Origin of the sequence: Bradyrhizobium sp. USDA 4538, from assembly GCF_024171045.1 — a bacterium.
Classification (GTDB): Bacteria; Pseudomonadota; Alphaproteobacteria; order Rhizobiales; family Xanthobacteraceae; genus Bradyrhizobium; species Bradyrhizobium australafricanum.
Genome location: NZ_JALJZE010000001.1, coordinates 3,418,910 through 3,438,739, shown reverse-complemented (window position 1 = coordinate 3,438,739; position 19,830 = coordinate 3,418,910). Strand labels below are relative to the sequence as shown.

16 protein-coding genes and 1 pseudogene are annotated in these 19,830 nt (G+C 64.4%); 10 read left to right on the top strand and 7 right to left on the bottom strand.

Annotated features, from left to right (window positions below; all coding sequences use genetic code 11):
- Positions 1-15 precede the first annotated feature (15 nt).
- On the bottom strand, positions 16-918 hold the full coding sequence (locus J2R78_RS15370; protein WP_253605401.1) for a helix-turn-helix transcriptional regulator: 903 nt from the start codon (positions 916-918) through the stop codon (positions 16-18).
- A gap of 303 nt (positions 919-1,221) precedes the next feature.
- Between J2R78_RS15370 and J2R78_RS15365 the strand changes: the two genes are divergently transcribed.
- Both J2R78_RS15365 and J2R78_RS15360 read left to right on the top strand, forming a co-directional pair.
- Positions 1,222-2,862: an NAD(P)/FAD-dependent oxidoreductase gene (locus J2R78_RS15365; protein ID WP_253605399.1), complete on the top strand. Its 1,641-nt coding sequence runs from the start codon at positions 1,222-1,224 to the stop codon at positions 2,860-2,862.
- A 130-nt stretch (positions 2,863-2,992) separates the two neighbouring features.
- A complete protein-coding gene (locus tag J2R78_RS15360; protein WP_253605396.1) occupies positions 2,993-4,186 on the top strand; it encodes a serine hydrolase in 1,194 nt (397 codons plus the stop codon).
- Positions 4,187-4,213: 27 nt separating this feature from the next.
- On the opposite strand, the gene J2R78_RS15355 is transcribed toward J2R78_RS15360, so the two are convergent.
- Together J2R78_RS15355 and J2R78_RS15350 are read right to left on the bottom strand one after the other, a co-directional pair.
- Positions 4,214-5,347: a threonine synthase gene (locus tag J2R78_RS15355; RefSeq protein ID WP_253605393.1), complete on the bottom strand. Its 1,134-nt coding sequence runs from the start codon at positions 5,345-5,347 to the stop codon at positions 4,214-4,216.
- Between the two features lie 38 nt (positions 5,348-5,385).
- Positions 5,386-7,431 carry an acetoacetate--CoA ligase gene (locus tag J2R78_RS15350; protein WP_253605390.1) on the bottom strand — a complete coding sequence of 682 codons (2,046 nt, stop codon included), beginning with the start codon at positions 7,429-7,431 and terminating at the stop codon, positions 5,386-5,388.
- Between the two features lie 182 nt (positions 7,432-7,613).
- Between J2R78_RS15350 and J2R78_RS15345 the strand changes: the two genes are divergently transcribed.
- Both J2R78_RS15345 and J2R78_RS15340 read left to right on the top strand, forming a co-directional pair.
- A complete protein-coding gene (locus J2R78_RS15345; RefSeq protein ID WP_253605387.1) occupies positions 7,614-8,615 on the top strand; it encodes a glycoside hydrolase family 3 N-terminal domain-containing protein in 1,002 nt (333 codons plus the stop codon).
- Positions 8,616-8,711: 96 nt separating this feature from the next.
- Positions 8,712-8,894, top strand: coding sequence for a hypothetical protein (locus J2R78_RS15340; RefSeq protein WP_092090013.1), 183 nt, complete (start codon positions 8,712-8,714; stop codon positions 8,892-8,894).
- A 97-nt stretch (positions 8,895-8,991) separates the two neighbouring features.
- Here the strand turns inward: J2R78_RS15340 and J2R78_RS15335 are convergent, their stop codons facing one another.
- Complete coding sequence (locus tag J2R78_RS15335; protein WP_375167122.1) at positions 8,992-9,423, bottom strand: hypothetical protein; 432 nt, start codon at positions 9,421-9,423, stop codon at positions 8,992-8,994.
- A gap of 566 nt (positions 9,424-9,989) precedes the next feature.
- On the opposite strand from J2R78_RS15335, the gene J2R78_RS15330 reads away from it, so the two are divergent.
- Positions 9,990-10,592 carry a helix-turn-helix transcriptional regulator gene (locus J2R78_RS15330; RefSeq protein ID WP_253605384.1) on the top strand — a complete coding sequence of 201 codons (603 nt, stop codon included), beginning with the start codon at positions 9,990-9,992 and terminating at the stop codon, positions 10,590-10,592.
- 117 nt (positions 10,593-10,709) lie between these two features.
- Here J2R78_RS15330 and J2R78_RS15325 read toward each other — a convergent pair whose 3' ends face one another.
- The 3 genes from J2R78_RS15325 to J2R78_RS15315 all read right to left on the bottom strand — a co-directional run bounded on the left by J2R78_RS15325 (position 10,710) and on the right by J2R78_RS15315 (position 12,733).
- Positions 10,710-10,958: a hypothetical protein gene (locus J2R78_RS15325; protein WP_253605381.1), complete on the bottom strand. Its 249-nt coding sequence runs from the start codon at positions 10,956-10,958 to the stop codon at positions 10,710-10,712.
- A 155-nt stretch (positions 10,959-11,113) separates the two neighbouring features.
- A complete protein-coding gene (locus J2R78_RS15320; protein ID WP_057020884.1) occupies positions 11,114-11,833 on the bottom strand; it encodes a Crp/Fnr family transcriptional regulator in 720 nt (239 codons plus the stop codon).
- A 189-nt stretch (positions 11,834-12,022) separates the two neighbouring features.
- Positions 12,023-12,733 (bottom strand): Crp/Fnr family transcriptional regulator, encoded by a 711-nt coding sequence (locus tag J2R78_RS15315; RefSeq protein WP_253605379.1) that lies wholly within the window; start codon positions 12,731-12,733, stop codon positions 12,023-12,025.
- Between the two features lie 550 nt (positions 12,734-13,283).
- Here J2R78_RS15315 and J2R78_RS15310 point away from each other — a divergent pair.
- The 5 genes and pseudogenes from J2R78_RS15310 (at position 13,284) to J2R78_RS15290 (ending at position 19,829) form a co-directional block, all read left to right on the top strand.
- A complete protein-coding gene (locus J2R78_RS15310; protein WP_253605377.1) occupies positions 13,284-14,807 on the top strand; it encodes a flagellin in 1,524 nt (507 codons plus the stop codon).
- Between the two features lie 388 nt (positions 14,808-15,195).
- Positions 15,196-17,955: a hybrid sensor histidine kinase/response regulator gene (locus tag J2R78_RS15305; protein WP_253605375.1), complete on the top strand. Its 2,760-nt coding sequence runs from the start codon at positions 15,196-15,198 to the stop codon at positions 17,953-17,955.
- Between the two features lie 73 nt (positions 17,956-18,028).
- Positions 18,029-18,501 (top strand): annotated as a pseudogene (locus J2R78_RS15300) (chemotaxis protein CheW).
- A 43-nt stretch (positions 18,502-18,544) separates the two neighbouring features.
- Complete coding sequence (locus J2R78_RS15295; protein WP_018269419.1) at positions 18,545-18,934, top strand: PleD family two-component system response regulator; 390 nt, start codon at positions 18,545-18,547, stop codon at positions 18,932-18,934.
- A 37-nt stretch (positions 18,935-18,971) separates the two neighbouring features.
- Positions 18,972-19,829, top strand: a complete 858-nt coding sequence (locus J2R78_RS15290) for a protein-glutamate O-methyltransferase CheR (RefSeq protein ID WP_253605373.1) — start codon at positions 18,972-18,974, stop codon at positions 19,827-19,829.
- Position 19,830: the final 1 nt, after the last annotated feature.

Below are 19,830 nucleotides of genomic sequence, written 5' to 3'. Positions count from 1 at the left end.
GTCGCTGGCCCGGTCTCACGCCTGGACGGAGTGCTCGCAGACCTGCCGGCGATATTCCGCCGGCGTGACGTTCATGTGCTGCCGGAACACGCGATTGAGGTGGCTTTGATCGGCAAAGCCGGCGAGCAGCGCGATCTCCTTCAGTGCGACGCGGTCCTTGCGCAGATGCTGGCACGCATGCTCCACCTTGCGCCGCAGGACATAGGCATGCGGCCGCATGCCGTAATGCACGCGGAATTTGCGGGCGAACTGGACCGGCGTGCAATTGCAGATGTTCGCGAGCTCCTCCAGCGTGATGTTCCGGAAGATGTTCTGCTCGATATAGTCCTCGATCAGCCGGGCATGCGCCGGGCGAAAGCGTCCTTGCGCGCAGGGCATCTTGAACTCGATCGCCGCATATTTCCGCAGAATATGCACGCTCGCCTGCAGCGCCAGCGCGTCATAACAGAGGCGTCCGCCCGGACCTCCCGAGGCAACCTCCTGAACCATCTGGTCGTTGATCCAGGTCAGCATCGGATCTTCGGCCTTGAGCAGATCGTGCAGCTCGATCGCCTCGGCGTCGCGGTCGAAGGCATCGCTCGCCGTCTTCATCATGAGGGCGGGGGAGATATAGAAGTGCGTGACCTCGATGTCATTCTTCCAGTGCCAGCTTGACGGCTCTGCGCGGGTCAGGAGTGACGTGACGCCGCGACCGACGTGATCCTGCTTCCATGCGCCGGTGACACGGCGGTTCATCGACGTCGTGCCGTCGCGATAGAGCACGAGGAGGAAGTTCTCCGATGGCGGGACCCAGATGTCGGACGGCGCATAGCGGAAGATGCGCAGCCGGAAATCGTTCCTCCCGACTGAGGCGCTATCCAGCTTCAGCTCGCCGGGAGCGTAGCGCGGCAGCTCCTCGACCGTGATCAACTGGCCCATCGCGCGAGCCTCCTCCCTGGGATTCGTGGCGCGGTTGACCGCTTGTTCTTGGCCGGACGGCTGAGCGCAGAATAGGCCGCTTTCGCCATTTGCCAAGGAGACCAATGGCCGGTCGGGCAATTGAACGGCGGCGTTCCAGAGATTGTCGGTTTCGTCCAAGCCGCGCGGCCGAACGGCCCGTAGCCTGCTCTGCGTTTCGGCGACAGCGCGAGCGGTCGAGACCCAAATTGACGCAACGCACCATCATCCGGCGACACCGCGGATGGGAAGGTGCGTGCGAGAAGCCAGACACAGGAGGAAATCATGACCGAGACCGTCACAAGGTCGAATGGAAGCAATGGTGCGCATGCAACCACCAAGCTCGACGCCGTGGTCGTCGGCGCCGGCGTCGCCGGTCTCTATCAATTGTTCCGCCTGCGTGAGCAGGGATTGAGTGTGAAGGCGATCGACGCCGGGTCTGGTGTCGGCGGCACCTGGTACTGGAACCGCTATCCCGGAGCACGCTTCGATTCAGAAGGCCACACCTATCAGTACCTGTTCTCCGAGGAGCTTTACAAAGGCTGGAGCTGGAGCGAGCGATTCCCGGGCCAGCCGGAAATCGAGCGCTGGCTGAACTACGTCGCCGACCGCCTCGATCTCAGGAAGGACATCCAGTTCGGCACCACGGTGAAGAGCGCGCATTTCGATGAGGCGACGCAACGCTGGCTGGTCGCGACCGACCAGGGCGACGTGATCGATACCCAGTTCCTCGTCACCTGCTGCGGCATGCTCTCGGCCCCGCACGTGTCCTTCCCGGGACAGGAGACGTTCAAGGGCAAGCTGTTCCACACCGCGCGCTGGCCCAAGGGGCCGATCGAGCTTGCCGGCAAACGCGTCGGCGTGGTCGGCAATGGCGCGACCGGAATCCAGGTGATCCAGTCGATCGCCGGTGAGGTCGGCCACCTCAAGGTGTTCATCCGCACCCCGCAATACATCATCCCGATGAAGAATCCGAAATGGGATGCGTCGGATGCCGAGGCCTACAAGTCTAAGTTCAAGTTCCTCACCGAGCGGCTGCCGAAAACGTTCACCGGCTTCGAATTCGACTTCGAGCACGCCTGGGCCGACCTGACGCCGCAGCAGCGCCGCGAGGTGATCGAGGACTGCTGGAACGACGGATCCCTGAAGCTGTGGGTCTCGTCCTTCGCCGAACTGTTCTTCGACGAAGCCGTCAATGCCGAGATCACCGAATTCGTGCGCGAGAGGATGCGCGAGCGGATCAAGGACCCCAAGCTGTGCGAACAGCTGATTCCCGCTGACTACGGCTTTGGCACGCACCGCGTGCCGCTGGAGAGCAATTTCCTCGAGGCTTTCCACCGGCCCAATGTCGAGATCGTCAGCGTGAAGAACAATCCGATCGCCCGCATCACGCCTGAGGGTATCCAGACCGCCGACGGCACGGTGCACGAGTTCGACGTCATCATCCTGGCGACCGGCTTCGACGCCGGAACGGGAGCGTTGACGCGGATCGATATCCGCGGCCGCGACGGGCGATCGCTGAAGGACGATTGGGGCAGGGACATCCGTACCACGATGGGGTTGCAGGTCCATGGCTATCCGAACCTGTTCACAACAGCGGTGCCGCTCGCGCCCTCGGCCGCACTCTGCAACATGACCACCTGCCTGCAGCAGCAGGTGGAGTGGATTGCCGATTGTATCAGATATTTGCGCGGCAAGAACCTGAACGTCATCGAGCCGACCAGGGATACTGAGGATCAGTGGGTGGCGCATCACGATGAGACCGCCAACGCAACGCTGATCGCGAAGACCAACTCCTGGTACCTGGGCTCGAATGTCGAGGGCAAGCCGCGCCGGGTGCTGTCCTATTGCGGCGGTGTCGGCACCTATCGCCAGAAATGCGACGAGGTCGCCGCGAGCGGCTATAGCGGTTTCGCCACGCAGTAGGGCCGACCGCATTCGGACCTCGTAGCCCGGATGGAGCGAAGCGTAATCCGGGGGCTTGTGCCGCCCGGCGTCGCTGGTCCCGGATTTCGCTCCGCTCCATCCGGGCATCACAAAACACAGGAGGAAGACAATGAGCACGAATTTCAGTGCAGCAGCAGATGCGATTCTCGACGGCGTCGTGACTTCAAACCCGCGCGTTCCCGGCGTCGTTGCGATGGTGACCGACCGCCATCGCAACATCTACGAAGGTGCCGCCGGCAAGCGCCGTCTCGACCAGCCCGCCGATATGACGGCCGATAGCGTGTTCGCGATCTTCTCGACCACCAAGGCGATCACCGGGACGGCCGTCTTGCAGCTCGTCGAGGAAGGCAAGCTCGATCTCGACGCACCCGCCAGGACCTACGCGCCCGACATCGGCAAGCTCCAGGTGATCGAGGGTTTTGACGACAAGGGCGAGCCGCGGCTGCGTCCGCCGAAGCGCGACATCACCACCCGCATGCTGATGGTCCACAGCGCGGGTCTGAGCTACGACTTCATCAATCACACCTATAACCGGCTGGCGCAGGAGAAGGGGCAGCCCAGCGTCATCACGGCGTCCAAGGCTTCGCTGATGACGCCGCTGCTGTTCGATCCGGGCGAGCGCTGGGAGTACGGCACCAACATGGACTGGTGCGGCCAGATCGTCGAGGCCATCACCGGCCGCCGGCTCGGCGAGGTCTTCAGGACGCGGATCTTCGAGCCGCTCGGGATCATGGACACGACGTTCGAGCTCACCGACGCGATGCGCCGCAAGCTCGCCGGCATCCACGCCCGCAACGCCGACGGCTCGCTCACGCCGATGGATTTCGAGCTGCCGGCCAATCCCGAAATCCACATGGGTGGCCACGGGCTTTACGGGACCATCGGCGACTACATGCGCTTCATCCGGATGTGGCTGAACGACGGCGCCGGCGAGCACGGGCGTGTCCTGAAGGCGGAGACCGTGCGGATGGCGGAGAAGAATCATCTCGGCAACAACAAGGTCACCGCGATCACCGGCGTGATCACCTCGCTCGCCAACGACGCCGAGTTCTTCCCCGGTCAGTCGAAGTCCTGGGCGTTGAGCTTCATGATCAATGACGAGCAGGCTCCGACCGGCCGCCCCGCCGGTGCGCTCGGCTGGGCCGGTCTCGCCAATTTGTTCTACTGGATCGATCGGCAGAACGGTTTTGGCGGATACTGGGCGACGCAGATCCTGCCGTTTGGCGATCCGACGTCCTTCATCGGCTACATCAATTTCGAGACCGCGTTCTACGAGTCCCTGAGGCTGCGCAAGGCGGGATAGGGACAGCCAATCGGAGCGCGCTAAAGGCTAGCTCGCTCCGAGCAGCTCCGTGATCAGCCCCGCTGCCTTGATCCCGGTGCCGCTGATGATGACGACGGTGCGCTCCGCCGGCCGGATCGCGCCGCGCGCCTTCAGGACATCGAGCGCGGCGGCGGCCGAGGCCGAGGTCGGCTCGACGAACAGGCCGGTCTGCGCCAGCCGCTTCAACGCGGCGACGATGCCGTCTTCGGGAATTGCGACGGTGCCGCCGCCGCTCTCGTTCAGCGCCGCGATCATCTGCTTCAGCCGCAGCGGATGCTTGATCGCGGTGCCTTCCGCGATGGTCTTGCGGACCGCGCGATCGACCGGCGTGTCGACGCCGGCGGCGAAGCTGGCATCGACCGGCGAGCAGTTGAGCGGCTGTGCCGCGAACAGGCGCGGCAGGCGCGCGATCTGCCCGGCCGCCAGCAGTTCCTTGAAGCCGATATAGCAGCCGAGCAGGCTGCTGCCGGCGCCGACCGGCATGATGACGTTGTCCGGCGCGGTGAAGCCGAAATCTTCCCAGATCTCGTAGGCCAGCGACTTGGTGCCCTGCAGGAAGAACGGTTGCCAGTTGTGGCTGGAGTAGAAGATCTGCTTCGACTGGCGGATCGCTTCCGCCTCGGATTCCTCGCGCGGGCCTTCGACCAGCTGCACCTCGGCGCCGAAGGCGTGCATCTGGGCCACCTTCATCGGCGACGTCGTCGCCGGCGCGAGGATTCTGACCCGCATCCCGCCCGCCGCGCCATAGGCAGAGACCGACGCGCCACCATTGCCGGAAGAGTCCTCCAGCACCGCATCGACGCCAAGCTGGCGCAGGAACGACAGCATCACCGTGGTGCCGCGATCCTTGAAGCTTGCGGTCGGATTGAACCATTCGAGCTTGAAATGCGGCCGCAGCTCATCCCACGCCTTCTCGACGGCAGGCGTGCAGCCTTCGCCCATCGTGATCGGCTGCCCGATTTCGACCGGCAGCGCCGCGCGGTAGCGCCACAGCGACCGCGTCGCGCGATCGATGTCGTCGCGGGAGATGCCCGGCAGCGGCGTTATCAGGAGCGGCTTGCCTTCGTCGGAGCACCAGCGCGGATTATCCAGCGGATAGAGCTTTCCGTTGAGCGGGTCGATGTAGCTGGGTGAAGGCATGTCGTGAAATCCCAAACGCGAGTGGCATTCAGCGGCCGTTACGCCGCGCCGGCCTGCCTGCTCAGATAACTCTTTGCAAAATCGAGATACCAGTCGAGGCATCCTGGATTGGCCATCGCATCGCGATTGATGACCTTCTCGACGGGGTGGCCGAGCAGCAGCTTCTTGACCGGCAGCTCCTGCTTCTTGCCGGACAGCGTGCGCGGAATCTCCGCCACCACGAAGATGTCGTTGGGCAGGAAGCGGCGCGACAGCCCGGCCTCGACCGCCTTGTTGATCTTCGCCTTCATCGCGGCATCGAGCGCGATGCCCTCGCGCAGCACCACGAACAGCGGCATGTAGCTGTCGCGGCCGAGATATTCGAGGTCGACGACCATCGAATCCAGCACCTCCGGCAGCGCCTCGATCGCGGAATAGAGCTCGCTGGTGCCCATCCGCAAGCCATGGCGGTTGATGGTGGCGTCGCTGCGGCCATAGATCACGCAGGAGCCGTCGGGGTTGATCTTGAGCCAGTCGCCATGCCGCCACACCGGGCCGCGGCCACTTCCGTCGAAATTGTCGGGGTAGGTCTCGAAATAGCTGGAAAGGTAGCGCGCGTTGCCGGGATCGTTCCAGAAGCGCAGCGGCATCGAGGGCAGCGGCTCGGTGCAGACGAGCTCGCCGACCTCGTCGATCACCGCGCGGCCCTGCTCGTCGAACGCTTCCACCGCGCAGCCGAGCAGGCGGCATTGCATGATGCCCGGCGTCTGCGGCAATTCGCGATTGCCGCCGATGAAGGCGCCGGCGAAGTCGGTGCCGCCGGAAATATTGGCCCACCACATATCGACCTGCGCGGCGTTGCCGTTCTGCTTCGCAAGCGCGGCGAAGCGCTCGTTGAACCAGGCCTGGGTGTCGGCGCTGAGCGGCGAGCCGGTCGAGCCGAGCGTGCGCAGGCCCGAGAGGTCGCCGACGGCAGCGAGATCGATTTCCGCCTTGGTGCAATTGGCAAAGAACGCCGCGCCTGCGCCGAAGAAGGTCGCCTTGGCGTCGGCGACGAAGCGCCACAGCGTTGTCCAGTCCGGCTTGTCCTTGGTGCCGCCGGGACTGCCATCGAAGATGCAGCAGGTCGTGCCGTTGAGCAGGCCGTTGGCCTGGCAATTCCACATGATCCAGCCGGTCGAAGAGTACCAGTGAAAACGTTCGCCGAACGAGTTTGGCTGATAGCTGCAACCGATGTCGTTGTGCAGCGTCGAGAGCGGCAGCGCCACCACGATGATGCCGCCATGGCTGTGCAGGATCGGCTTCGGCAAGCCGGTGGTGCCCGAGGAATAGACGATCCAGAGCGGATGATCGAACGGCAGCCATTCCGGCTCGAAGGCGTCGATCGCCGCGCTCCGGCCCGCGAGGATCGCTGACAATCGCGTCTCGGACGGCGCGGCGTCGCTGTGCAGGATGACATGCTGCACGGTCGGCAGCGCGCGCCGCAATTCCTCGATCACACCTTGCCGGTCGTGGCGCCGGCCGGCATAGGTCACGGCGTCGCAGGCGATCAGCACCTTCGGCTCGATCTGCTTGAAGCGATCGATCACCGCGGGCGCCGCCATGTCGGGCGCGCAGACGCTCCAGACCGCGCCCAGGCTCGCGGTCGCGAGGAACGCGATGATCGTCTCGGGAATGTTCGGCAAGTAGGCGGCGACCCGGTCGCCGGCGCGCACGCCGTTGGCCTTCAGATGCAGCGCCAGCGCTGCCGATTTGCGCTGCAGCTCGGGCCAGCTCGTCTCCGAGAGCTTGCCGTCCTCGCCGCTCGAGATCAAGGCCGGCAGTCCCGCGGCATGCGCCGGCGCGACATGGCGGAAGACCTGGCGCGCGTAGTTCACCGCAGCGCCGGGAAACCACACCGCGCCCGGCATCTTGCGCTCGGCCAGCACCGCCGAATGCGGCGTCGGCGAGCGCAGGTCGAAATAATCCCAGACGCTCTGCCAGAAGCCGTCGATATCGGTGACCGACCAACGCCGCATCGCCTCGAAATCCGCAAATTCAAGGCCGCGCGTCTGCTTCAGCCATTGGCGGTAAAGGGCCATTTGCGGGACGTAAGCTGCTGTCATGGGCGTTTCCGAAAGTCCTTGTGTCGTGGCAGGCGATCGAGGCCCGCCGGCGTGTCTTAACATAGTGATGCGAGCACGGGGAACGCAGTCGAACTGCTGCCTGCGTCATATTCTTACCGCCGCCGCAGCATGCTATTCCATCGGGCGCGGCTGATTCCATGCGGCAACCGAATCGAGTGGCCATGTCCGTCGGCGAACTCTTCATCCTCGGCTTCTACGGCAAGGTCGTTCCGCCTTGGCTGAAGGAATTTGCCGCGCAATTCGGGCTCGGCGGGGTGATCCTGTTCGACTATTCCTGCCAGACCCGGCAGTACGACAACAACATCGCTTCGCCCGCGCAGGTGCAATCGCTTTGCGCCGAGATCGCGGCGCTGCCGTCGCGGCCGCTGGTCTTCATCGACCAGGAGGGCGGCCTGGTGCGCCGGCTCAAGGACAGCTGCGGTTTTCAGCCGCTGCCGAGCGCGAAGCAGTTCAATCTGCTCGCGCGCGCGGAAAAGCAGACGGTCCTGGCCGCAAGCTACGGCGAGTTGCGCCGGCTCGGCATCCGCTACAATTTCGCGCCCGTCATCGACGTCGACTACAATCCCGACAATCCCAACATCGGCAGGATCAAGCGGTCCTATTCGCCCGATATCGGTGAGGTCGAGGCCAATGCCCGGCTGGTCGACGCTGCGGCGCGGCAGGCGGGAGTAGGCCTCTGCCTGAAGCATTTTCCGGGCATCGGCGGTGCAAGCGTCGATTCGCACCTGGAGTTCATGGACATTTCCGATGCGCTGCGTCCCGAGCAGGAGGAGCTGTTCTACGCGCTGGCGCCGCGCACCTATGGCGATGCGGTGCTGGTCAGCCACGCCATTGTCCGGCAGTGGGACGCGCAGCGTCCGATGACATTGTCATCGGCCGGGCTCGGCCGGCTTCGCCGTCGTCTGCCCGAGACGCTGCTGATCACCGACGACATGCAGATGCAGGGGCTGCAGAAGGCGCTCGGCACAAGCGCGGCCAGCCTGCAGTCGATCGCCGCCGGCATGGACATGATCTGCATCGGCAACAATCTGTTCGACCAGGAGCAGGAGATGGCCGGCATCGCCGCGGCGGTCGCGGGTGCGGTGCAGGATGGATCACTCGATCAGGCCGCGGTGCGGCGATCCATTGCGCGCGTGCAAAAGCGCAAGGCGCTGTTCGCCTGACGGCGTTGAACCAAATTTTGCGTCGGGCGACCACAAGGTGTGGAACCAAATTTCATTGCCGCGATTTAACAATGATGCTCATCGGGGCTGACAACCATGAAGATGCTCAAGCGTCTCTTCCGATTGACCTGGCTACGCCGTGTCGCACGCAACCCAGCCGATTTTCCGCCTGCCTCCATCGATCCTGACGAATTCAGCCGCCTGCTTTGCAGCGGGCGCGCCGAGGATTTGCGGACGCTGGCAAAGCGATTGAGCCAGCGCTCGCGGGCCCACGCATAGGCGGTGGATCGGATCCAATCGCTAGCCCGGTCTTCGGCCAAAACCGGCAACTCCGGCGCGCGGCCGTGACTCCCGACATCGGTCTCGATGCGACCGGCTACTGCTTTGCTTTTTCATGATTGCCGATCCCGACCGCCTTGTAGTCATAGGTCGGGTAGAACTCGGTGTGGTAGGCGCCCCAGGCGCTGTTCTCGATGACGCGGTTGACCTCGCGCAGCCGCGATGCCGGCAGCCGCAGCGTCACCACCTGGCCGATCCCCATCATCACGTACCAGCTGACGACCTCGACACCCTCGGGCGGAAACGCCTTGTAGAAGCCCTGCCGCTCAAGCTGGGCATTGAGCTCACCGAGCGGTCGTGACTGATCATGCTTGAAGAAGATGGTGAGCATGACCGCGGTGTCGGGCGTCGGCGTTGCATCGCTGGTCGGCGGGGTCTGGGCCTGCGCGCCTGCGCCAAGCAGCAGTGCCGCGGCGAGCGCCGCAATCGTCATCAAGGAAATCCAGAATCCGTTCCGCCCTCGCTTCATGCCCGCGCCCTTATTGCTGATCGAGAGGCGGCGATCATCGCGACGCCTGCCGGGGCTGTAAATTGACATTCGCCTGATCCGGTGCCTGCCCGACGCTTCTCGGTTGATGTGAACCGTCTCATAGGTGCGCGCGCCCGCGTGCGGTATGCCGAGGCCATCCCGATGCCCAGAGGGATGATCGATGACGACCCGGCGAATGGCGTATTGGTGGTTCAGGTTCGTTCTTTCGGGGCGGTTCCTGCAGAAATTCCTTCGGCTCCGGCGCCCCTGAGGCGATGTCGGGCCGCGAATTCCGACCTTTTTCAATCCGGAACCAGGGGGCCGGAAATGGCTGGCCGAACCGTTGAAGGTCGATGCCTGGCGGAGAATCCCGCCGGTGGCAGCCTCGCCCATCCGTCCCGTAAGAATACTGTAATTCGACTCAAATATGCGAGATTCGTTGCCAAATCAGCGGTAATCTGCGCCTGCTTGGCAGGTCGGGGCCCGAGGTCACAGTTGCGTCACCCGTAGTTCTACGGAGTCCCGTGTTAACGCGGCCACAAGTTCACCTTTGGTAAACCATACTTATGACGCAACATGACAACCGAGCCGAGGCGCGCCTTCCGGCATGGACGGGTGGAACCGCGACGCTCGAGCCGCAGCCGCTTGAGGCTCAGGGACCCGCAGCGCCGCGGCCGCGGGCGGACGCCGGTGCCGCGATCGTCCGGCAGTTCAATGGGCCGGTGACGGCGCTGCTGCTCTATATGAACGAGCTCAAGCAGCACAGTCAGCAATTCGCGCACGCGCCCGGCAATGGCGTCTATCTGCGGCAGGTGATCGAGAACGCGCTCGAGCAGACCGAGCGCGTGTCCGCGATGCTGAAGCAGATTTCCGACCTCTATCCCAATGCCGTCCCGCCCGCCGACCTCAAGCCGCCGGGCGACGACAAGCCGGCAGGCTCCCGGTCGCCGGATGTCATGTTCGCGCCGGAAGCCGGCCGCAAGCCGTTGACCAAGCGCGAGCGTGAAGTGCTCAGCCTGATCAGCGACGGCTATTCCAACAAGCAGGGCGCGCTGCGGATGAACATCAGCCCGCGCACGTTCGAGAGCCATCGCGCCGAGGCGATGCGCAAGCTCGGCGCGCGCAACACCGCCGATCTCGTCCGCAAGGCCTTGCTGCATTCAGCATAGGGCGTTTTCAAGCGAAGTGGTTCGCGTAAAGAAGACGCGTCAAAACTGAAATCCAGGGCCGCATTCTGATTCCATCGGAACGCTCTGAGCGGTGTTCGGTTCGTTAGAACCCGGTTCTCAGAAATCGTCTTCCGCGGCGAAGCACAGGCGCGGCGCGAGCCGAGCGGCCGGCGCGGATGTTTTCGGTTCATCCGGAACGATCGTGACCACCCACGCCGCCGTCGCGCCAGACTTGCTTTCGACGATCGCGCGCACGCGTCCCGTAACGGTGGCGTCGGCCGACCGTATGGTGGCGGTCCGGCCGTTGAACTGGGCCATGCGGAAGCGCCGGGCTTCCTTCCGGTCGGTCGTCTGGAACGTGAACATCGGCTCCCCCGTGCGTCCACGTGAATGTGAGGAAACAGCGTTATCCGACGATGAAGATCGCACGCCGTAGAAGTACGGCTTGCACAGCGGTCAGAGCGCTTTTGAGCGAAGCGGGTGCCGGTTCGCGCGACGACAACTCGGCAAGATAAAGAACTCTAGCGGCCGACTTCCTGACAATTCAGCAGTCCGGCATATTGCGCCTTGACCGCGGCGTAGCATTCGCACGCGGTCTTGATCAGCCCATCCGCGTTGGTGATCTCGATGTGCCCGCGGCTGTAGTGGATGAAATTGGCCTGTTGCAGGGTATGCGCGACCAGCGACACGCTGTTGCGGCGCGCGCCGATCATCTGCGCCATCGCCTCCTGCGTCAGGACGATCTTGTTGCTGCCGGAGAGATCGCGCGTGTGCAGCAGGCATCGTGCCAGCCGTGACTCCACGGTGTGCGCGGCGTTGCAGCCGGCGGTTTGCTGGATCTGGGCATAGACGGCGAGCCCGTGCCGGATCAACCTCGCGCGAAGCGTCGGGCTCTGGCCGGCAGCTGCGCGCAACGGCTCGAGTTCCACAGTCGAGGCGACGCCGGGCACCAGCACCGTGGCGTTGTTGAGGACAGGCCCTTCGACGAGCGGGGCGAATGCGCCATAGATGCTGTCGCGGCCGACCATCGCGACCTGCACGCGCTCGCCTCTTGCCAGCTTGACCACCAGCGAGATCACGCCCTTGTGCGGCATGTATGTCCGCTTGAGCATCTCGTCGGTCTCGACCAGGACCGAGTCGGCCGCGAGGTCGACCGTCCGCAGATGCGGCCGAATCAATTCGAAATCGCTCGCCGAGAGCGACGCCAGGAAGCCGTTGGGTGATCGAGGAACCGTTTCCAAAGCAACCTCCAGCCTGCCGGCAAAGCTTGTCTCTGGGCCCAGGGCTGACGTGCGGCTGGACGTCCTTGCAACCTATTCTGGCACGTCAGGGTTCCAATGGAAACATGTCTTGGTTCCAATAGGAATAGACCTATCGCCGCACATTCGGGTTGTGTGGTCGGTCACAGTTGGGGCTGGGCGGCGCGCCGGTCAGTCTTCCGGCCCGATCAATTGTTCGGCGTGCGCCTTGACCGTCGTATAGCATTCACACGCCGCCTTCCGCAGCCCGTCGATATCGGTGATCTCGATATGACCGCGGCTGTAACGCAGGATGCCGGCCTGCTGAAACCCATGTGCGACAATCGAAACCGCATTGCGCCGGACGCCGATCATCTGCGCCAGCATCTCCTGGGTGAGCGGCAACGCCTCGCTGCCGCACAGATCGCGTGCGCGCAGCAGCCATCGTGACAGCCGTGCCTCCACCGGATGCGAAACGTTGCAGGCGACGGATTGCTGCGTCTGCGCCATCAGCGCCTGCTCATAGAGCGCAACCAGGGTCCGGAAATCCGCGCTGCGATTTGCTGCCTCGCGGAAATCCTCCGCCCGCATCATCGAGGCTGAGCCTGGCACCACGACAATCGCATCGGCAAGCAGCGGCCGCTCGTGCAGGGCGGCGGACGCGCCCACGGCGCCGTCGCGACCGACGGTTGCAATCTCGACAGATTGCCCGTCGGACAGATTGATCATCATCGAGACCACGCCGCTATGCGGAAAATAAACCCGCTGCACCGGCGCGCCGGCATCGGCGAGCGCCGTTTCCTTGGTCAGGTCGACGGTTTCCAGGAGGGGATGAAGTTGCGCGTACTCCGTGGGGGGAAGTGCTTGCAACAGACGATTGGGCGGACGCGATACCGCGGACATTGCTGCTCCTGCCGAGGGCGGGAGCACTACGGTCTCGCATCACCTACTCTTGGCGTGTGGAAGGACTGCGAACATAGCTTGCCTGTCCAATTGCACAAGGGTTGTGGTGTTGAAACTATACCCTCTGGAGGGCAGACGGCGTGGCCGCCGCCGGCACCGGTGATCGACGTCGATCCGCGCGGCGCGAGATCCGAGCGCGACTTTGTCTCTCATTTATTGATTTCCATTAACTCTGTTCCTCGCCGGACTTTGCATCGTGGTGACTTGCAACGCCGGCTATCGCCGCGCCGGGCCCGCCGCGCCGGGATGTCGCAAGTCCTGCACATGCGCAGGAAATTCACGGCCATGACGTCGGTCCGGCGCCGACCGCGCGCTGCCGCGGCCAGCCATCGCGCCGGCCGCTCGTCGAATCACCGGCAAGGCCGTCCTGGGTATTTGTACGGACCAGCCCTTTAACGAACGGGTAGCGCGGACGGACCAGTGTGACGTGGGTCGCCGTGCGAAATTTACGGCGTCGCGTCAATCGTGTTCATCCAGAAGGGTATCCAGTATGTCCGGCATCGTTCTTTCGGCATCGGTCCGTCAAAACCTGCTTTCGCTGCAGTCGACCGCTGACCTGCTCGCCACCACGCAGAACCGCTTGTCCACCGGCAAGAAGGTCAACACTGCGCTCGACAATCCGACCAACTTCTTCACGGCGCAGTCGCTCGACAACCGCGCCAGCGACATCAACAACCTGCTGGACGGCATCGGCAACGGCGTGCAGGTGCTGCAGGCCGCCAACACCGGCATCACCTCGCTGCAGAAGCTCGTCGACAGCGCCAAGTCGGTCGCCAACCAGGCCCTGCAGGCCGCGGTCGGCTATTCCGCGAAGTCGTCGGTGACGACCGCCGCGATCCCCGGCGCGACCGCCGACAACCTGCTCGGCACCGCGACCCCGACCAACGCAACCCTCACCAGCACCGCCGCCTATACCGGCATCGACCTCACCGCGGCCGGCGCGAATCTGACGTTCCAGATCAACAGCCAGACTGTGACCTTGAACTCGGGCACGAACTACTCCGCCACCCAGGTTCGCGACGCCATCAACACGCAGGTCGGCGCCAGCGCCAAGGTCGCCGCCTCGATCGACGGCACCGGCAAGCTGGTCCTGACCAGCACCAACACCGCCGGCGCCGCGGACTCGCTCACGGTCGGTACGTTCAGCTCGGGCGACGCGACGCAGCTCGGCCTCCCGGCCGGTGCGACGGCAACCGCGAACGGCACGGCTGGCGCGAGCCCGCTGGACACGCTCACGCTGACCATCGGCGCGACCGGCAACGGCACCGCGACCAACATCACCTTCGGCACCGGTGCCGGCAAGGTGAAGTCCCTCAACGACCTGAACGCTGCGCTGGCGGCCAACAACCTGCAGGCCTCGCTCAGCGCGGCCGGTGCGCTCACCATCAGCACCACCAACGATGCCGCTTCGGCGACCATCGGCACGATCGGCGGCACGGCGGCCGGCGCCGGCAAGCTGTTCAACGGCCTCGCGGGCAGCGCTCCGGTGCAGGACCCGACTGCGCTGGCGAACCGCGCCAACCTGGTCAACCAGTACAACAACATCCTGGACCAGATCACCACGACCGCCCAGGACGCGTCGTACAACGGCATCAACCTGCTCAATGGCGATCAGCTCAAGCTGACCTTCAACGAGACGGGTTCCTCGACGCTGAAGATCCAGGGCGTCACCTTCGACGCCACCGGCCTCAACCTCACCAAGCTGACCGCCGGCACGGACTTCGTGGACAACGCTTCGGCCAACGCCACGCTGAAGACGCTGAACAGCGCGAGCGGCCTGCTGCGCACCCAGGCTTCGACCCTTGGTTCGAACCTGTCGATCGTGCAGATCCGCCAGGACTTCTCGAAGAACCTGATCAACGTGCTGCAGACCGGCTCGTCCAACCTGACGCTGGCAGACACCAACGAGGAAGCGGCCAACAGCCAGGCGCTGTCGACCCGCCAGTCGATCGCGGTGTCCGCGCTGGCGCTGGCCAACCAGTCGCAGCAGAGCGTGCTGCAGCTGCTCCGCTAAGCGTAGCCGCGACAGGCATCGACTATCGAGGCGGCGGAGGAAACTCCGCCGCCTTTTCTTTGGCTGCGCTTAGCCATCCCGCCGGGTTCAACCAATGAGCGATCGCGTTCGGATGCAGGCGGTCGTCATGTCGCGAACGTTTTTCTAGACTTAGCGGTCCTCAATTCCAATTAGTTCAAATTGCGATGACCGATGGAACGGGCTCTTTCCCGTCCGGGTGGTAAGGCCTGTCCTTGTGAGACCGGCCGTGTTGTCGTGATGCGTCGTCGAACTGCAGAAGGGCTTCATCGTCCGTATTTGCACGGACGGCAAAATTAACGTCGCCGTGAAGCCGGCCAAGTTATCGATGCAAGGCGAGCGCTCCGTAGCACCTTGAGGGGACCTATTCATGGACGATCTGTTGCGCGAGTTCCTGACGGAGAGCAGCGAGAGCCTGGATACGGTCGACAACCAGCTGGTGCAGTTCGAGCAGGATCCGAACAACGCGAAGATCCTGGATAACATCTTCCGGCTTGTGCACACCATCAAGGGCACCTGCGGCTTCCTCGGGCTGCCGCGGCTCGAGGCGCTGGCGCATGCCGGCGAGACCTTGATGGGCAAATTCCGCGACGGCATGCCGGTGAAGGCGGAAGCCGTGACGCTGATCCTGTCCTCGATCGACCGCATCAAGGAGATCCTCGGCGGGCTCGAGGCGACCGAGGCCGAGCCCGAGGGCAACGACCGCGATCTGATCGATCAGCTGGAAGCGATGGTCGAGCACGGCATGGCGGCGATGTCCGATTCGACGCAGTCGATATCGTCAGGCTCGACGCAGTCGATGCCGGTTGCTGCTGAAGAAGACGTGCCGGTCGTCGAAGCTCCGTCGGTGCAGGCGGCGATGACCGAAGGCACGCTGGTGGTGCAGACGCTGGAGCGTCCGCTGCGTCCGGGCGAGGTCTCGCTCGACGAGCTCGAGCGCGCCTTCCGCGAGACCGAGACCGAAGTCGCCGCACCGGCGCCGGCCGTGAAGCCTGCACCTGCTGCCGCCGCCGCCGAGCCGGCTGAGGCTGTGAAGAAGCCGGCCCGCAAGGCCGCCGGTGAGGAGGTCCAGGAAGGCGACAAGATCGCCAACCAGTCGATCCGGGTCAATGTCGACACCCTCGAACACCTCATGACCATGGTCTCCGAGCTGGTCCTGACCCGCAACCAGCTGCTGGAGATCTCCCGCCGCAACGAGGACACCGAGTTCAAGGTGCCGCTGCAGCGGCTCTCCAACGTCACCGCCGAGCTGCAGGAAGGCGTCATGAAGACGCGCATGCAGCCGATCGGCAATGCCTGGCAGAAGCTGCCGCGCATCGTCCGCGACCTCTCCGGCGAACTCGGCAAGCAGATCGAGCTCGAGATGCACGGCGCCGACACCGAGCTCGACCGCCAGGTGCTCGACCTGATCAAGGATCCGCTGACGCACATGGTGCGCAACTCCGCCGATCACGGGCTGGAGACCACCGCCGAGCGCCTCGCAGCCGGCAAGCCGGAACAGGGCACCATTCGCCTCTCCGCCTACCACGAAGGCGGCCACATCATCATCTGCATCGCCGACAATGGCCGCGGGCTCAACACCGAGCGGATCAAGGCCAAGGCGCTCCAGAACGGTCTCGTCACCGAGGCCGAACTCGAGAAGATGACCGAGGCCCAGATCCACAAGTTCATCTTCGCGCCGGGCTTCTCGACCGCCGCCCAAGTCACCTCGGTGTCCGGCCGCGGCGTCGGCATGGACGTGGTGCGCACCAATATCGACCAGATCGGCGGCACCATCGACATCAAGAGCGTGGCCGGCGAGGGCGCCTCGGTCACCATCAAGATCCCGCTGACCTTGGCGATCGTCTCCGCTTTGATCGTGGAAGCCGGCGGCGACCGCTTTGCGATTCCCCAATTGTCTGTCGTCGAGCTGGTGCGGGCCCGCGCCAACTCCGAGCACCGCATCGAGCGGATCAAGGACACCGCAGTGCTGCGGCTGCGCAACAAGCTGCTGCCGCTGATCCACCTCAAGAAGCTCTTGAAGATCGACGACGGCGCGACGACCACCGACGCCGAGAACGGCTTCATCGTGGTCACGCAAGTCGGCAGCCAGACCTTCGGCATCGTGGTCGACGGCGTGTTCCACACCGAGGAGATCGTGGTCAAGCCGATGTCGACCAAGCTGCGGCACATCGACATGTTCTCCGGCAACACCATTCTGGGCGATGGCGCCGTGATCATGATCATCGACCCCAACGGCATTGCGAAAGCCCTCGGCGCGTCCGGCTCCTCGGCCCATGACCTCGCCGACGACAATGCGAACGCCCACGCCGCAAGCGGCGAGCAGCTGACCTCGCTGCTGGTGTTCCGCGCCGGCTCCTCGCAGCCCAAGGCGGTGCCGCTCGGCCTCGTCACCCGGCTGGAGGAGATCGCAACCGACAAGATCGAACTCTCGAACGGCCGCTACATGGTGCAGTACCGCGAGCAGCTGATGCCGCTGGTGCAGATGGCCGGGGTCGAGGTGCAGTCGCAGGGCTCGCAGCCGATCCTGGTGTTCGCCGACGACGGCCGCTCGATGGGGCTCGTGGTCGACGAGATCATCGACATCGTCGAGGAGCGGCTCAACATCGAGGTCGCGGGTTCGCAGGACGGCATTTTGGGTTCGGCCGTGATCAAGGGGCAGGCCACCGAGGTGATCGACGTCGGCCACTTCCTGCCGATGGCGTTCGCCGACTGGTTCTCGCGCAAGGAGATGCGCCCGTCGACCTCGGCGCAGTCGGTGCTGCTGGTCGATGACAGTGCGTTCTTCCGCAACATGCTGGCGCCGGTGCTCAAAGCCGCCGGCTACAAGGTCAGGACCGCGGGCGGCGCGCAGGAAGGGCTCGCGGCGCTGCGTTCGGGACAGAGCTTCGACGTCGTGCTGACCGACATCGAGATGCCCGAGATGAACGGCTTTGAGTTCGCCGAGAACATCCGAAGCGACCACAATCTGATCGGGCTGCCGATCATCGCGCTGTCGGCGATGGTGTCGCCGGCGGCGATCGAGCGCGGCCGGCAGGCCGGCTTCCACGACTATGTCGCCAAGTTTGACCGTCCCGGGCTGATCGCGGCGCTGAAAGAGCAGACCGCCGAACTGCGCCGGGCGGCTTGAGGGAAGAGAGCATGATCCGGAAAAGTGTGAAGCGGTTTTCCGATCGGATCATGCTCAAACAAAAGGTTCATCGATGACCAGCAAGACCGAGACAAGCGAAGGCGCGATGGCCGAATACGTCACCGCCGTGATCGGCGGGCAGCTGTTCGGCCTGCCGATCTCGCGGGTGCAGGACGTGTTCATGCCGGAGCGGCTGACGCGGGTGCCGCTGGCCTCCAGCGAGATCGCCGGCGTGCTCAATCTGCGCGGCCGTATCGTCACCGTGGTCGACATGCGCGCCCGGCTCGGGCTGCCGAAGGCCGACGACGGTGAGCCTCCGATGGCGGTCGGCGTCGACCAGCGCGGCGAATCCTATGGCCTGTTGATCGACCAGATCGGCAGGTGCTGCGGCTCTCCGACGACAGCCGCGAGGACAACCCGGTCAACCTCGATCCCCGCATGGCCAAGCTCGCCGGCGGCGTCCACCGCCTCGACGGCCAGCTCATGGTCGTCCTCGATATCGATCGCGTGCTCGAACTGGTGCCCAAAACAGCTGCTGCAGCGTAACACTCCACCGCGGAGACGGTGGATTCCACAAGGAGGCCAACACATGAAGACATGTCTCGTCGTCGACGATTCCGGCGTGGTGCGAAAGATCGCGCGCCGCATCCTGGAAGGAATGGAGTTCACCGTCATCGAGGCCGAGGACGGTGCGGTCGCGCTCGAAGCCTGCAAGCGCGCTCTGCCGGATGCCGTGCTGCTCGACTGGAACATGCCCGTCATGGACGGCTTCGAATTCCTCGTGCAGCTTCGCCGCATGCCCGGCGGCGATCAGCCCAAGGTCGTGTTCTGCACCACCGAGAACGGCATCGACCACATCTCGCGGGCGCTGCATGCCGGCGCCAACGAATACATCATGAAGCCGTTCGACAAGGACATCGTGATCGCGAAATTCCAGGAAGTGGGCCTGCTGGCGCTCGACGCGTCGGCCGAAGCCTGACACCCAGTTTCACCATTCAGTCCCTTGTGAGGCTCCCGTGACGCCCCCCGACTACGAGTATCTGCGTAAGCTCCTGAAGGACCAGTCCGGTCTCGATCTGTCCGCGGACAAGCAATATCTGATCGAGAGCCGCCTGCTGCCGCTGGCGCGCAAAAGCGGCCTGTCCGGCATTCCCGACCTGGTCGCCAAGATCAAGGCGGGCTCGTCCACGCACACCGTTCAGGTGGTCGAGGCCATGACCACCAACGAGACGTTCTTCTTCCGCGACAAGGTGCCGTTCGAGCACTTCCGCGACACCATCATGCCGGAGGTGCTGAAGGCACGCGCCGCGCGCCGCAGCGTCCGGATCTGGTGCGCCGCCGGCTCGACCGGCCAGGAGCCCTATTCGCTGGCGATGTGCCTGAAGGAAATGGGCGCGGCGCTTGCCGGATGGCGTGTCGAGATCATCGCGACCGATCTGTCGCAGGAGGTGCTGGAGAAGTCGAAGGCCGGCATCTACAGCCAGTTCGAGGTGCAGCGCGGACTGCCGATCCAGATGCTGGTCAAGTACTTCAAGCAGTCGGGTGAGTTCTGGCAGGTCAATCCCGAGTTGCGCGCGATGGTCCAGCACCGCCAGCTCAATCTGCTGCACGATTTCTCCCAGCTCGGCACGTTCGACGTGATCTTCTGCCGCAACGTGCTGATCTATTTCGATCAGGACACCAAGATCAACATCTTCAACCGTCTCGCCCGGTCGATGGAGGCCGACGGCTTCCTGGTGCTGGGCGCCGCCGAAACCGTGGTCGGCCTGACCGACACGTTCAAGCCGCTTCCCGAGCGGCGTGGCCTGTACCGGCCGAGCGGGCCGCGGAGCGGGCTCGCCATGCCGAAGCCTGCCATGGCGGTCGGATATTGAG